The sequence below is a fragment of the Catellatospora vulcania genome (assembly GCF_009720385.1).
GTDB lineage: Bacteria > Actinomycetota > Actinomycetes > Mycobacteriales > Micromonosporaceae > Catellatospora > Catellatospora vulcania.
Genome location: NZ_WARX01000020.1, coordinates 25,461 through 38,734 on the forward strand (window position 1 = coordinate 25,461; position 13,274 = coordinate 38,734).

Here is a 13,274-nt window from a genome sequence, read left to right on the forward strand (position 1 = left end):
GCTACATCCTGCCAGCCGCCGCCGCGTCCGCCTGACAGGTCGTCAACCCGAGGGAGTACGCGCCGGGCGCCTTGCCTAAGAATCGAAGGTTTCGGCCTAGCCCCGCAACGCGTCCCGAGCCAGCAGCGCCACGTGCAGTGACAGGCACACCTGCACCGAGTCCAGGTCTACTCCAAGAATGCGCTCGATCCGGGCCAGCCGCTCGTAGAAGGCGGGCCGGGACAGGTGCGCCGCGCCCGCGGCGATCGACTTGTTGCGCCCGTGCTCCAGGAACACCCGCAGCGTCGGCAGCAGCGCGTCCTTCGGATGCTCGGCGTCGTACGCGAGCAGCGCCCCGAGCTGGCGCTCCACGAACGTCTGCAGCCGCGGCTCGTCCCGCAGCAGGTGCAGCAGGCCGGGCAGGCCCACGTTGGGCAGCCGCTGCACGGCCGGGCCGGTCGGATCATGCCGGGCCGCCTCGGCCACCTGGCGCGCCTCGACCAGCGAGCGCCGGGCCTCGCGCAGGCTGTCCACGCCCGAACCCGCCGCGATCAGCAGCGTGTCGGCCCGTCCCCGGCGCAGCGCGGCGGCGAAGGACTCCAGCGCGGGCTCCTCCTCCCCGCGCACCGCCAGCAGCGCCCCCACCGCACGATCGTCGACGGCGCTGGTCAGCCCGGTCTGCTTGGCCTCGCGCAGCGCCTGCGACACGGCGTCGGCCAGGTCGCGCAGCGCGGCCTGACCGGCCTCGGTGCCCGCCGCCAGCGACTCGTCCCGGTGCCGGACCACCACCCCGACCAGGCGGCGGCGCTCCAGCTGGATGCCCAGCGCGGCGGCCCGCAGCGCCACCTCCGACACCGGCAGACTGTGGTCGAGCAGCGCCGACAGCAGGGTGCCGTGCAGCTGCCGCTCCAGCCCTTCAGCGTCGCGGCGGATCAGCCGCCCCAGCGCCAGCGTCGACGCGGCCCGCTCCAGCAGGATCGTCAACCGCGTCGGAGGTGTCGCCGAGGGCGCGGCCAAGCCCGCATCCGGCTCCTCCCACGAGGCGTCCCGACCCGGCGCCGCACCGGCCCCCGGGCGATCGGCGGGTGCCCCCGGTCCGCCCGCGCGCCCGGACCCCGCGCGCTCTGCCGAGCCTGCCCCTGCCAGGTGCTCAGCCGGCGCCGGCCGGGTCACGCCCGGCCCGGCGTCCGCCGGGGCGTCCCCGCCACCGGAGGCCGCGAAGCCCTGCGCCGTGCCCGACGCGGGCCAGCGCAGCAGTAGCCGCCCCCAGTCCTGCCCGCGCGCCCCGACCGGGGTCACCAGCCAGCCGGTGTCCGGGTCGTAGCCGGTCCGGCCGCTGCCCGACGGCTGCGCCTTGACCCGCCGGGAGTGCTGTTCCCAGCCGTCCAGGAGCATCTCCGCGCGGTCCCCGGCCGCGTCGTAGGCCAGCACCTGCCGGGCCAGGTTCTCCAGCACCACGGGGCAGCCCGCGAGCTGCGCGGCCTGGTGCACCACCTCGGCGGGCTCCGCGCCCTCCACGCTCAGCTCGGTGAAGCGCTGGTGGATCTGCTCGGTGGCCCGCAGCTCAGCCAGCTGCGCGTCCACGATCAGCGCGTGCACCGCCTCGGTGATCTGCACGAACGGGGTGGGCCGGCGCAGCTCGATCAGCGGCATCCCGGCCTTCTGCGCGGCGGCCGCCATCACCCGCGGCACGCTCGCCGTGTACCGCCGCCCCAGCTCCACGATCAGCCCGGCCACGCCGACCTCGGCCAGGTCGTTGACGAAGGCGCGCACGCCCGCGTCGTCGGCGGGCAGCCCGATGCCGGTGGTCAGCACCAGCTCGCCGCCGCGCAGCAGGGTCGCGATGTCGGGCACCTCCGCCGAGTGCACCCAGCGCACCGGCCGGTCGAGCCCTGACTCCCCCGCGACCAGCCGGGGCGCGCCGATCCGCACCGAGTCCAGCGCGATCACCTCACGCACCGTCGGGAACACCGCGGTCACCGCGGTCCCGCCGCGGCGTCGCGCCCGGCACGTCTACAACAGCTGGCCATTCCCCGACCTCGACAGCCCTATGGTGCGTTCAGCCTATCCACGCCGCCGCGCCGCCCCGGCCACCCGGTCACGAAGCTGCCGTCTCCGCCTGCTGGTACCGGTCGGCCAGATGGCGCAGCAGCACCAGCGGGAGCACCCCCAGCCCGTTCAGCAGAGCGCCGTACCACAGCCCCAGGCCGCCCTGGTACACCGTCAGCCCCGACGCGGCGACGGTGGCCGTCCACCACACGTCGGCGACCGCGATGCCCGGCAGCAACCGCCGCGGCGCACGGGCACGCCATTCGGGCTCGTCCGGCGGGACGCCGCGGCGCCGTTCCCACCAGGCCGATGCCGTCCCGAAGGCCGCGAAGAAGATCCAGACGGAGAGGAACATCGGCCAGCTGAACGGGCCCGGCTCCGAACCGAGGACGGCGATCAGCACCACGAGCAGGAGATGCATCGCCCCGACCAGGGCCAGCACCTCCACCGGCACCACCCACCAGCCGATACGCCGCCCGAGCCTGGTCAGCACGGCGTCCCCCGCCTCGGAGATTCATGACGCGCAGTGTAGGCAGTGGCAACCATCGCGCGCAGACCCGGCCGCGCGGCAACCATGATCTGTTTTTGTGGACGCCGGACGCTGTCATGGCAACGTCCGGCGTCCACAAAAACGGATCTTGCGAGCGGTGCGGGCCGGGCCGGGTCAGGCGGGGTCGTCGCGGGTGAGTTCCCAGCAGGCGACGGCCGTGGCGGCGGCCACGTTGAGGGAGTCGACGCCGCGGCGCATGGGCAGGCGCACCCGTACGTCGGCGGCGTCCAGGGCGTGCCGGGACAGGCCCGGCCCCTCCGCGCCCAGCAGCAGCGCCGGGCGCAGCCGCTGGGTGTCGGTGAGCCGCTGCATCGGCACCGCGTCGGCGGCCGGGGTCATCGCCAGGATGGTGTATCCCGCGTCCCGCACCTCCGACAGCGCCTGCGGCCACGGGTCGAGCTTGGCGTACGGGATCGCGAACACCTCGCCCATGCTCACCCGCACACTGCGCCGGTAGAGCGGGTCCGCGCAGGTCGGCGAGAGCAGCACGGCGTCCACGCCGAGCGCCGCCACGCCCCGGAAGATCGCCCCGATGTTGGTGTGGTTGTTGATGTCCTCCAGGATCACCACCCGCCGCGCCGCGGCCAGCACGTCCGAGGCGAGCAGTGCCGGCTGGCGGTGGAAGCTGGCCAGCACCCCGCGGTGCACGTGGAAGCCGGTGACCTGCTCCAGCACCTCCGGGTCGGCACCGTAGACCGGCGCGCCGTCGAGATCGGCGACCTGCCCCGCGCGCTTGGCCTCGACCAGGAACGACCGCGGCCGGTAACCGGCCCGCAGCGCCCGCCGCAGCACCAGCTCCCCTTCGGCGATGAACAGCCCGTGCGGCGGCTCCCAGCGCGTACGCAGCTCGACGTCGGTCAGCGCCCGGTAGTCGGCGATGCGTTCGTCGCCCGGATCCGTGATCAGTTCCACGTCCCGATTCTGCCGTCCTGGGCGGCGCGGCCCGGCGGCGACACCGGGCTTGGGGCGTTCGGCTCCGCCGGAAGGTAGGATCGGCCACCGCCGCCCGTCCATCGGCCGTCTGCCCTGACCCGCTCAGCCGGTCGGACGTCCCCAATCCCGAGGTATCCATGAAGAGCACCGCTCCGAAGATCACCGTGGTCGTGCCCACGTACAACGAGCGCGACAACCTGCCGAAGCTCGTCGACCTGCTGGCCGCACTGCCGGTGGCGAACCTGCACGTGCTGGTGGTCGACGACAACTCGCCGGACGGCACGGGCGAGGTCGCCGACAAGCTGGCCGTCGACGGGCCCGTCCCGGTCGGGGTGCTGCACCGCACGGCCAAGGACGGGCTCGGCCGGGCCTACGTGGCGGGCATGACCCAGGCGCTGGACGAGGGCGCGGACATCGTGATCCAGATGGACGCCGACCTGTCCCACCCGACGACGGCGATCCCCGCCATGCTGCAGACGCTGGCGGAGACCGACGCGGCCGTCGTACTCGGCTCGCGCTACGTCGCGGGCGGGGCGGTCGCCAGCGACTGGCCGTGGCACCGCAAGGCGCTGTCGGCCTGGGCGAACTTCTACGTCAACACGATCCTGCGGCTGCGGGTCAAGGACGCCACCGCGGGCTACAAGGCCTGGCGGGCGGCCACCCTGCGCGCGATCGACGTCGCGTCGGTGCAGAGCAACGGGTACGCCTTCCAGGTGGAGATGAACCACCGCGTGGTACGCCGCGGCCTGCGCATCGCCGAGGTGCCGATCAAGTTCGAGGAGCGCGAGGAAGGCGTCTCCAAGATGAGCCTCGGCGTGCAGATCGAGTCGGCGCTCGTGCCGTGGAAGCTGCTGATGGGGCGCGACCCGCGCTGACCCGGGCACACGAGAAGGGGCCGGCAGCCAGGCTGCCGGCCCCTTCTTTCGTGCCGTCCGTCACTCCTTGGGGAGGCGGCTGGTCTCGATCTCGATCTCCTTGACGGCCGCGGCCGCCTCCGCCGCCAGCCGCTGCGCCTCGGCCTCGGCCTCGGCGCCGGACTCGCGGGCGGCCTCGGCCGCCTCCGGGTCGCTGCGCAGGCCGCCGAAGGTCGACGCGATGCCGTCGAGCGCCTTGGTCAGCTCGACCGGGACGATCCACAGCTTGTTCGACGCGCCGGCCGCGATCTGCGGGAGGGCCTGCAGGTACTGCCAGGCCATCACCTTGTTGTCGGGCGAGGACACGTGGATGGCGTCGACGACCAGCTTGATCGCCTTGGCCTGGCCCTCGGCCTGCAGGATGCGGGCCTGGCGGTCACCGTCGGCACGCAGCACCGCCGCCTGCTTGTCACCCTCGGCCGTGAGGATCTGCGACTGCTTGACGCCTTCGGCGTTGAGGATCGCGGCACGGCGGTCACGCTCGGCGCGCATCTGCTTCTCCATGGAGTCGCGGATGCTCGGCGGCGGCTCGATCGCCTTGATCTCGACACGGGTCACCTTGACGCCCCAGCGGCCGGTGTTCTCGTCGAGCACCGCCGACAGCTGCCGGTTGACCTCCTCGCGGCTGGTCAGCGACCGCTCCAGGTCCATCGAGCCGATGACGTTACGCAGGGTGGTGACGGTCAGCTGCTCGATCGCCTGCAGGAAGTTGGCGATCTCGTAGGTGGCCCGCACCGGGTCGATGACCTTGAAGTACAGCACGGTGTCGATGGAGACCACCAGGTTGTCCGACGTGATCACCGGCTGCGGCGGGAAGCTGACGACCTGCTCGCGCAGGTCGACCTTGGTCCGCACGGCGTCGATGAACGGCACCAGGATGTTCAGACCCGGGGTCAGCGTGCGGTTGTACTTGCCGAGGCGCTCGACCACGTCGTTGCGCTGCTGCGGCACGATCTTGACCATCTTGATCAGCGTGATCAGGACGATCAGCGCAATGATGGCCACCAGGGCGGTAATAAAAGTCTCCATCAATCCCTCCAGACCAGCGCCGTCGCGCCGTCCACTTTCACTACCCGGACCCGGTCACCCGGGACATACGACTTCGTGGCGTCGTACGGCCGGGCCCGCCAGAGCTCGCCGCCGATCTTGACCAGGCCGTTGTCGGCGTCGACCCGCTCCACGACCAGCGCGTCGGAGCCTTCGGTGACCGACAGCCCCATCGAGGCGGCGTCAGCATCCTGCCGGAACCAGCGGTGCTTCATCCAGGGGCGCACCACCGCCAGCGAGAGGACGGACACCACGACGAACGCGATGCCCTGGACCCAGCCGGGCGCCCCGGCAAGACCCACCAGCGAGGCGACGAGTGCGCCGGCAGCAAGCATCAGCAGCACGAACGTGCCGGTGAAGAGCTCCGCGATCACCGCCACCGCTGCGAGGAGTAGCCACCACATCCAATCTTCCACGAGCTGATCGTGTCACGCTCGCGCCAGTGATGGGGGCCCTGGATCTCCTCGTCCGTTCGGCCAGATCCGGAGGTACGCGCAGCCAGCCGCGGTAACGCCTTGGCCTGGACGCCGTTGTCCGCATAGGTTGTCCAGCGCAGTTGGCAGCGCACGAGGCGGTTTACCACGCCGGCGGGTGCGCACAGGGTGGAGTGACGATGACGCTGAACACGCAGACCGCGGCACGCTTCGACGAGCTGGTCGCCGGCGCCCAGGCGCAGGGGCGTACCCCCTGCCTGGTGGCGGCCGTGGTGCGCGACGGGCGACCGGCCCACCTGGCCGTGGCCGGCACGGACCCGGCCACCGGGGCCGCGCCCACCGGCGACACCCAGTTCCGGATCGGCTCGATCAGCAAGACGCTGACCGCGGTGCTGGTGATGCAGCTGCGCGACGAGGGCGCGCTGTCCCTGGACGACCTGCTCTACCGGCACCTGCCCGGCACCCCGGTCGGCAGCGCGATCACCATCCGGCAGCTGCTCGGCCACATCTCCGGCCTGCAGCGCGAGCCCGACGGCCTGTGGTGGGAGCGGCACGACGGCCCCGACCTGGACACCTTCCTCGCCGCGCTGACGCCGGACAAGCTGGCCTACCCGCCGCACCGCGCCTACCACTACTCCAACCTGGCCTACGGGCTGCTCGGCGCGGTCGCCCACAAGCTCACCGGTCTGCACTGGACGGAGCTGGTCACCAAGCGGCTGCTGGAGCCGCTGGGCATGACCCGCACCAGCTACCGCGAGGTCGAGCCGTTCGCCCGCGGCTACGTGGTGCACCCGTGGCACGGCACGCTGCACGAGGAGCCGCGCACCGACGCCGGCGCGATGGCCCCCGCCGGGCAGCTCTGGTCCACCGCCAACGACCTGCTCAAATGGGCCGCATTCCTGGCCGAGCCGGACCCGGCGATGCTCGCCCCGGCGACCCTGGCCGAGATGTGCGCCCCGGTGGTGATGACCGATCTGGACGCCTGGACCACCGGCCACGGGCTCGGCCTGGAACTGGTCCGCAGCGGCGAGCGCATCTTCGCCGGGCACGGCGGCTCGATGCCCGGTTACCTGGCCCACCTGTGGACGCACCGGCCCAGCCGGACCGGCGTGGTCGCCTTCGCCAACGCGTACACGCTGCACGGGCGGCGCATGGCCGACCTCAGCCGGCAGCTGCTGGCCGACGTCCTCGACGCCGAGCCGGACCGCCCGGCCCCGTGGCAGCCGCAGCCCGCCGGGCAGCCGCACGAGCTGGAGGGGACCTGGTGGTGGATGGGCCGCGAGTTCGCCGCCCGCTTCGACGCCGCCGCGGGCGAGCTGGTCTTCACCCCGGTCACCGTGCCCGGCACCCCGTGGCGGTTCACCACCGCGGGCGCGGACGTGTGGCGCTGCCACAGCGGCAGCAACGACGGCGAGGTGATGCGGGTGCGCCGCGACGCCGACCGCACCCCGGTGGAACTGGACATCGCCACGTTCCTGCACACCAGGCAGCCCTGACCCGCGGTCAGCCGAGGCGGGTCGGGAACGACGCGGTGGGCCGCCGGGTCGCGGTGTCCAGCACCAGCACCCGGTCCTGCGCGTCCCACAGCGCCACCGACCCCCGGTGCGCGTGCATCCCGCGCAGCCCGGCCTGACCGGCCTCCCCGGCCAGCTCGGCGACGCCGCCCGCCGCCGTCGCCACGGTGACCTGCCCGCCGTCGGCGACGGCGTACACGTCGCCGCAGGAGAGCAGCACGGCCTCGTCGCCGGTCCGCTCGCGCAGCACCTGCCACCCGCTGTCGCCGCCCAGCATCCGCAGTTGCCCGTCGTCGGTGCGCAGGATCAGGTCGCCCGCGGCGAGCAGCACCGCGTGCGTCACGTCGTGGGTGTACACCTCCGGCCGCCCGCGCAGCACCACCCCGGGCAGGTCCCACTGCCAGCGCTGGAGTGCACCGGTCGGCGCGTCCGGGAGCGCGACCAGCGCCGACATCGTGTCGGCCGAGCGCGCCAGCAGCGCCAGGCCGTGCCGCGAGTCCAGCTCGCGCCAGGTGACCCGCGGCCGCCCGCCGGTGGTCGCGGCGAACGCGATGCCGTCGCCGTCGGCGTGGACCAGCACGTTGCCGTCGTACGACGTGGGCAGCACCCGCACGCGCAGCGTCGCCCAGCCCTCGGTCCGCCGGGTGGCCAGGTCCAGGCGGTGCAGCTCGACGGCCCCCTTGGCCGCCGAGGCGACGAGCACGTGGGCGCCGTGGTCGGCCGGGATCAGGCGGTGCGCGGGCAGGTCCCAGCGCGCGGCGACGCGGCCGTCGGGGCGCACCAGGCGTACGCCGTGGGCCCCGTGCGCGAGCAGGATCAGTTCGGGCGAGACGGGCACGGCGTCGTGCACCGGCAGCTCACCGGCCCGGCCGGACGGCATCCGGTGCCGCAGGATCGGCGCGGTGGGCGGCGGCAGCGGCGCGGGCAGGTCGGCCACCAGCAGCCGGTCCGCCCGCGCGGCCAGGGCATCCCGGACGCGGTGTCCGACGGCGAGCGTCGGATCCACGGTCAGCCGCCGCAGCGCCGCGGAGGCGATCCTGCGGTCGGCCGACGGGTCCGCAGCGGGCACCGTGCCGAAGACGTCCAGGAACGCCGCGCAGTCCGCGGTCCGGGCCGGGTCGTCGATCAGCGTGCGCGCTGTCTCGGCCGCCATGCCGTCGCCGGCCAGCAGGTACGCCAGGGCGGCGGAGCCGTCGGGGCCGCCGCGGGCGAGCGCGGCGTCGATGTCGGGTCCGGCGGCCGGGCGCAGCAGCGGGTCCGGCCAGGCCACGGTGACCGCCCCGAGGTGGTCGCCGGCCTCCCGGCGCGCTTGCGCCCAGGCGGCGCGCAGCTCCCGCGCCAGCGCCGAGTCGTCTTTCCCGAGACGGTCCAGCACCTGTGCGAACGCGCCGCGGGCCAGGGCCGTGTCCACGGCGCGGCGGCGCTCACCGGCCCGCCACCACAGCCGGACCACCACGGCGGCCTCCAGCCCGCGGCTCTCGGCCAGCGCGGCGGCGAGGTGGAGGCGCCCGTGCCGGGCCAGCAGCTGCACCGCCTCCGCCGGCGCGTCGAGCAGATCGGCCAGCACGTACGCGGCCTTGTCGAGCTCCCCGGCCCGTTCCAGGTCGACCGCGGCCTGCCGGTAGACCTCCCGGAACAGGTCCTCGACGCCGGACACGCCGAGTCCCCTGCCGCCGGAGCGGCCGAACCGGCTGGGCGCGAGCGCGCCCTGCCAGGGACGCGGCAGGCCCAGGGAGGCCTTCCCGGGCACCCCGCCGAGCGGCACGGCCGCCCGCAGGGCCCGGTCCCAGTCCCGTCGGGCGAACGACCGGCGCACCTGCTCCAGGTAGCTCAGTTGCCGGCGGCGCAGCAGCGGCGCGGTCGCCGCCAGCCGCGTGGTCAGCCGCTGCCACCAGCGCTCCCGGCCACCCGTGGGACCGCGCCCCGCGCCTGCCCCGGCGGACCGGCCGTGACCGGAACCGCCCGCCTCCACGCCGTCCGCCCAGCGGGCGATCAGCACCATCGCAGCCAGGGCGGCGACGGCGCACGACGCAGCCGGGACGGACAGGCTCCGCAGGTCGAGGACCAGCCGCACGACCGCCACCGCCGCCACGATCACGCAGGCGCCCAGCAGCGCCAGGGGCAGCAGACGCGCGACGGCTGCCGTGGCGGCCCCGACCCGGAAACGCCACCGGGGCGGCTCGGTCAGGCCCGCACGTCGCCGCAGCTCGACGACCGCCCGGGGCGGCTCCGGCAGCGGGTCCGGCTCCGGCGCGGGCTGGTCCAGCGGTTCCAGCAGCGACACCGGCAGCTCGCCGAGGTCCACGTCCAGGTGCAGCTCGACCAGCTCGTCGAGCCGGTGCCGCACCCCGTGCGCGAGCACGACCTCGCGGTCCGGGGCAGGACCGTCCACGCCGTACGCGGTCAGGCCGGTCCCGGCCGTCGCCAGCGGCAGACCCGGCGCGCGGTCCCAGCGCACCCGCACCGGGGCGGCCAGCTCCAGCAGCCAACCGCCACCGGGCAGCAGGCGCAGCGCGGCACCCGGCTGCCACAGCTCGGCGGCGCGGGCCCGCGCCCGCGCCCGGCCTGTCAGCTCCACGTCGAGCACGAAGGCGGACGCCGTCACGTACCCCTTCACGACGGCGGCTCCCACTGCCGGACCACCCGGTCGGCGTCGAGGTCGACGACCTCCACGGTGCCGTCGGTCCGGGTCACGGCCAGCCAGGGCCGGCCGGGGTGCAGCGAGGGCGGCCCGCCGCCGTACGACCACCGGGTCAGCTCCCGGCGGCCGCGCTCGGTCGTCAGGAACACGCCCGAACCGTCCGGCTCGCTCTCGATCATCGACGGTTCGCCTCTCACCAGGGTCACGCCGAGCACCCCGCCACCGGGCAGGAACTCGTTGCCGCCGGGGCTCAGCCAGACGCAGTCGTCCTCGGACCACGCGAAGCCGCCGCTCTCGTCGGGCGTCAGCAGGCACCCCCCGGGCAGGTCCGGCCGGTCGGTGACGGTGGTCCGCTCCCCGCCGACGTCCCGCGCCAGCACCAGGTTGCCGCCGGCCAGGCTGCGGACGGCCACCACGTCGGACTTCTCCACCGCTCCCGCGGCGGTCAGCCGCCACCAGGACCCCGCCGATTCCACGAGCAGGCCGCCTCCGTACGCGTGCACCGGCCGCAGCGGCCGGTCCGGTCGCCACCTCAGCTCCTCCCGCGGCCAGGTGCGGTACTGCAGGCCGGGCAGCGGCCTGCCGGCCACCTCCAGCAGCATCCGGTCGCCGCCGACCTCGGTCAGGGCGAGCACGCGCCGCCCCTGCCGCCACGCGGTAAGCACCGGCCGGCTGAACCCGTGCCGGCGCATCCGGCCGTCGAGCACCGGCGCGCTGACTACGGTGCGGTCGTCGCCGCCGCGCGCCAGCAGCATCGTGGACGTGTCCGGGAAGACCGGCAGGCGCAGCCCGGCCCTGGTACGCGGGACGGCGTCCGGATCACGCCAGTTCGCGAAGCCGGTCCCGCGCAGCAGCCGCACCGCCGGCCCGGCAGGCGGCATGGGGAGCGCGAACCGGCGGCCCTGATGCCACAGGCGCACCTCGGCGGGCCCGGCCGCGGTCCAGGTTCCCTCCTCGTACGCCACGGTGCGCGGGTGGCCCACCGCGGCGGCGAGCGCGGGCGCGGTCAGCAGCCAGGTCTGCTCCGGCAGCCCGGCCAGCGCCGCCCGCACCGTGTCCGGGTCCGGCACGAGGTGCGAGCGGGCCTTGAGGAAGGTCCGCAGCACCTGCTCCAGCGTGCCGCCGTACGGGGTCGCGCCGGCCGCGTCCAGCACGTGCAGCTCGAACGGCACACCCCGCTCGGCGGCCCGCCGGTGCAGCACGAGCAGGGTCGCCAGCTGCGCCAGCCGGGGCGCGCCCCACAGCGCCGGCCCGCAGTCCACCACCGCCGCCACGCTGCCCCGGGGCGCGGGCCGCCGGGCCGCGGCGGCGAGGTAGCTCAGCTCCCCGGTCGCCGCGCGGCGCAGGAACTCGTCGGGCAGCTCGGTCGCGAGCAGCCACTCCGACACCAGCAGCCGGTCCGGGCCGCCCCGCGGCGACAGCCCGTCGTAGCCGTCCGGCTCGCCGGTGGGCGCCACCGCGAAGCCGTCGTCGGCGATCAGCTCGGTGATCCGGCGCACCAGCGGTCCCAGCGCCAGCGCGACCTCGTCGATCAGCACCGACAGCTGCGCCGACCACGGGGCCAGCGCCGGTGGCAGCCCGGTCATGGGGTCGCCTCAGGGAACGGCGAATCCGCCTGCCTCGACGGTGTCTTGCCTTGCGACGGTGCCTGCGTCTGCGTCGGGGACGGCAGCCGCCGCACGTCGAGCGGGCGGGCCGGCATCGGCCCGCCGAGCAGGGCGTCCGGCAGCAGGACGACCAGCTCCTGCCCGCACCGGCGGCGGGCCTCGCGCGCGGCGAGGTCGGCCGGCGCGCCCGGCCGCAGCGCCGTCGGCATCAGCACGCCTGCGTCCCAGCCGAGGTAGCGCACCTGCGGCGACCACGGCAGGTCCGCCGCCTCGCCGAGGACCAGCAGCCACCCGTCGCCGGCGGCCGCTCGCAACCGGCCCGCCGCGGGGTGCTCGCGGGTACGCGCCGCCAGCGCCTCGACCGCCGTTCCGGTGGCGAGCACCGCCGCCGGGTCCAGCGGTGGCTCGCGCCGTCGCCAGGCCGGCCCGGCGGTCACGGGGCGACCAGGCCCGCCAGCCGGCCGCGGATCTCGCGCAGCACGTCGGGCAGCTCGTCGGCGGGGAACCCGGCGTCGATCTCGCGCAGGGTCGCCTCCAGCCGCAGCCGGTCGTCGCGCGCGAGTTCCGTGCCCGCCAGCTGGGCCAGCAGCCGGTTCCCGGCGGTGGCCAGCCGCTCGGCACGGGCGAGCGGGCCCCGGGAGAACTCCTCGGCGGCGTGGGCGAGCGTGCCGCTGGCGGACAGCTTCAGCAGGTCGGCCAGCACCTCCCGGGCCTGTGCCTGGTCGTGCTCGGTGGGGGCGGTCAGCGGCAGCACCCACAGGTCCGCGGCGGAGGCCACCCGGCGGCCGTCGAGCGTTGCCGCGGCCGCGACCAGGCGCTGCGTACGCACGGCCCGCCGGTCGCTCAGCCCGATCCCGGCCTCGCGCATACGGCGCAGCGCGGCCGCCAGCAGCGGCCGTACCTCGTCCAGCTCGCACCCGCGCGCCGCGGTGGCGAGGCGGTCCACCGCGGGCATGACCCCCGCGGCGGGGGCCTGCTCCGGCCCGGTCCAGCCCAGTTCGAGGAGGTCTTCGAGGCTCGCGTCGGGCACCGGGTGCACGTGCACCCGGGCCAGGAAGCGGTCGGCGAAGGCGGCCAGCGCCGGGTCGTCGGGCAGCGCGTTGGCCGCGCCCACGCACACCCGCAGCGGGCTGGCCAGCTCGGTCGCGCCGCGCCGGAAGACCCGCTCGTTCAGCAGGCCGAGCAGCGTGTTCAGGATCGCGGTGGACCCGGCGAACACCTCGTCCAGGAACGCGATCTCGGCGGCGGGCAGCATGCCGGCCGTCTCGTACGCCATCACGCCCTCGCGCAGCCGGCGCAGGTCCACCGGGCCGAAGATCTCGTTGGGCTCGGTGAAGCGCCCGACGAGGTACTCGAAGTACGCGCCGCCGAGCTGGGCGGCGGCCGAGCGCACCGCGGCCGACTTCGCCGTGCCGGGCGGTCCGATCACGAGCAGGTGCTCGCCGGCGACCGCGCACAGCGTGACGACCTCGGCGATCAGTTCACGATCGACCAGTGACGAGCGTGCGGCGTCGACGGCGGCGCGGACCGCCTGCGCGTCCGCGGCGAGCAACGGCGTGGGGGTGTCGGTCACCGGCCGAGCATAGGTGAACGATCATGGGGACAC

At 75.1% G+C, this 13,274-nt stretch carries 11 protein-coding genes; 2 read left to right on the top strand and 9 right to left on the bottom strand.

The window, feature by feature from the left end; genetic code table 11:
* Positions 1-96: 96 nt before the first annotated feature.
* From F6W97_RS33360 to F6W97_RS33370, 3 genes are all read right to left on the bottom strand, one after another.
* A complete protein-coding gene (locus tag F6W97_RS33360; protein ID WP_456236812.1) occupies positions 97-1,950 on the bottom strand; it encodes a PucR family transcriptional regulator in 1,854 nt (617 codons plus the stop codon).
* A 127-nt stretch (positions 1,951-2,077) separates the two neighbouring features.
* Complete coding sequence (locus tag F6W97_RS33365; RefSeq protein ID WP_155374548.1) at positions 2,078-2,521, bottom strand: hypothetical protein; 444 nt, start codon at positions 2,519-2,521, stop codon at positions 2,078-2,080.
* Between the two features lie 171 nt (positions 2,522-2,692).
* Entirely contained in the window at positions 2,693-3,490 is a 798-nt protein-coding gene (locus F6W97_RS33370) for a TrmH family RNA methyltransferase (RefSeq protein WP_230687189.1), read from the bottom strand.
* A gap of 158 nt (positions 3,491-3,648) precedes the next feature.
* Between F6W97_RS33370 and F6W97_RS33375 the strand changes: the two genes are divergently transcribed.
* Entirely contained in the window at positions 3,649-4,386 is a 738-nt protein-coding gene (locus F6W97_RS33375) for a polyprenol monophosphomannose synthase (RefSeq protein ID WP_155374550.1), read from the top strand.
* A 60-nt stretch (positions 4,387-4,446) separates the two neighbouring features.
* On the opposite strand, the gene F6W97_RS33380 is transcribed toward F6W97_RS33375, so the two are convergent.
* Positions 4,447-5,454 carry an SPFH domain-containing protein gene (locus F6W97_RS33380; protein ID WP_155374551.1) on the bottom strand — a complete coding sequence of 336 codons (1,008 nt, stop codon included), beginning with the start codon at positions 5,452-5,454 and terminating at the stop codon, positions 4,447-4,449.
* A complete protein-coding gene (locus tag F6W97_RS33385; protein ID WP_230687190.1) occupies positions 5,454-5,888 on the bottom strand; it encodes an NfeD family protein in 435 nt (144 codons plus the stop codon). Before F6W97_RS33385 ends, F6W97_RS33380 begins: the two co-directional genes overlap by 1 nt.
* A 197-nt stretch (positions 5,889-6,085) precedes the next feature.
* On the opposite strand from F6W97_RS33385, the gene F6W97_RS33390 reads away from it, so the two are divergent.
* Positions 6,086-7,402, top strand: a complete 1,317-nt coding sequence (locus F6W97_RS33390; protein WP_155374552.1) for a serine hydrolase domain-containing protein — start codon at positions 6,086-6,088, stop codon at positions 7,400-7,402.
* A 7-nt stretch (positions 7,403-7,409) separates the two neighbouring features.
* Here F6W97_RS33390 and F6W97_RS33395 read toward each other — a convergent pair whose 3' ends face one another.
* The 4 genes from F6W97_RS33395 to F6W97_RS33410 are packed head-to-tail and all read right to left on the bottom strand — an operon-like array spanning position 7,410 to position 13,241.
* Entirely contained in the window at positions 7,410-10,037 is a 2,628-nt protein-coding gene (locus F6W97_RS33395) for a bpX6 domain-containing protein (protein WP_155374553.1), read from the bottom strand.
* Complete coding sequence (locus F6W97_RS33400) at positions 10,034-11,647, bottom strand: hypothetical protein (protein WP_155374554.1); 1,614 nt, start codon at positions 11,645-11,647, stop codon at positions 10,034-10,036. Before F6W97_RS33400 ends, F6W97_RS33395 begins: the two co-directional genes overlap by 4 nt.
* Complete coding sequence (locus F6W97_RS33405; RefSeq protein WP_155374555.1) at positions 11,644-12,105, bottom strand: bpX5 domain-containing protein; 462 nt, start codon at positions 12,103-12,105, stop codon at positions 11,644-11,646. The genes F6W97_RS33400 and F6W97_RS33405 overlap by 4 nt, the downstream gene beginning before the upstream one ends.
* Positions 12,102-13,241 carry an AAA family ATPase gene (locus tag F6W97_RS33410; protein WP_230687191.1) on the bottom strand — a complete coding sequence of 380 codons (1,140 nt, stop codon included), beginning with the start codon at positions 13,239-13,241 and terminating at the stop codon, positions 12,102-12,104. The genes F6W97_RS33405 and F6W97_RS33410 overlap by 4 nt, the downstream gene beginning before the upstream one ends.
* Positions 13,242-13,274: the final 33 nt, after the last annotated feature.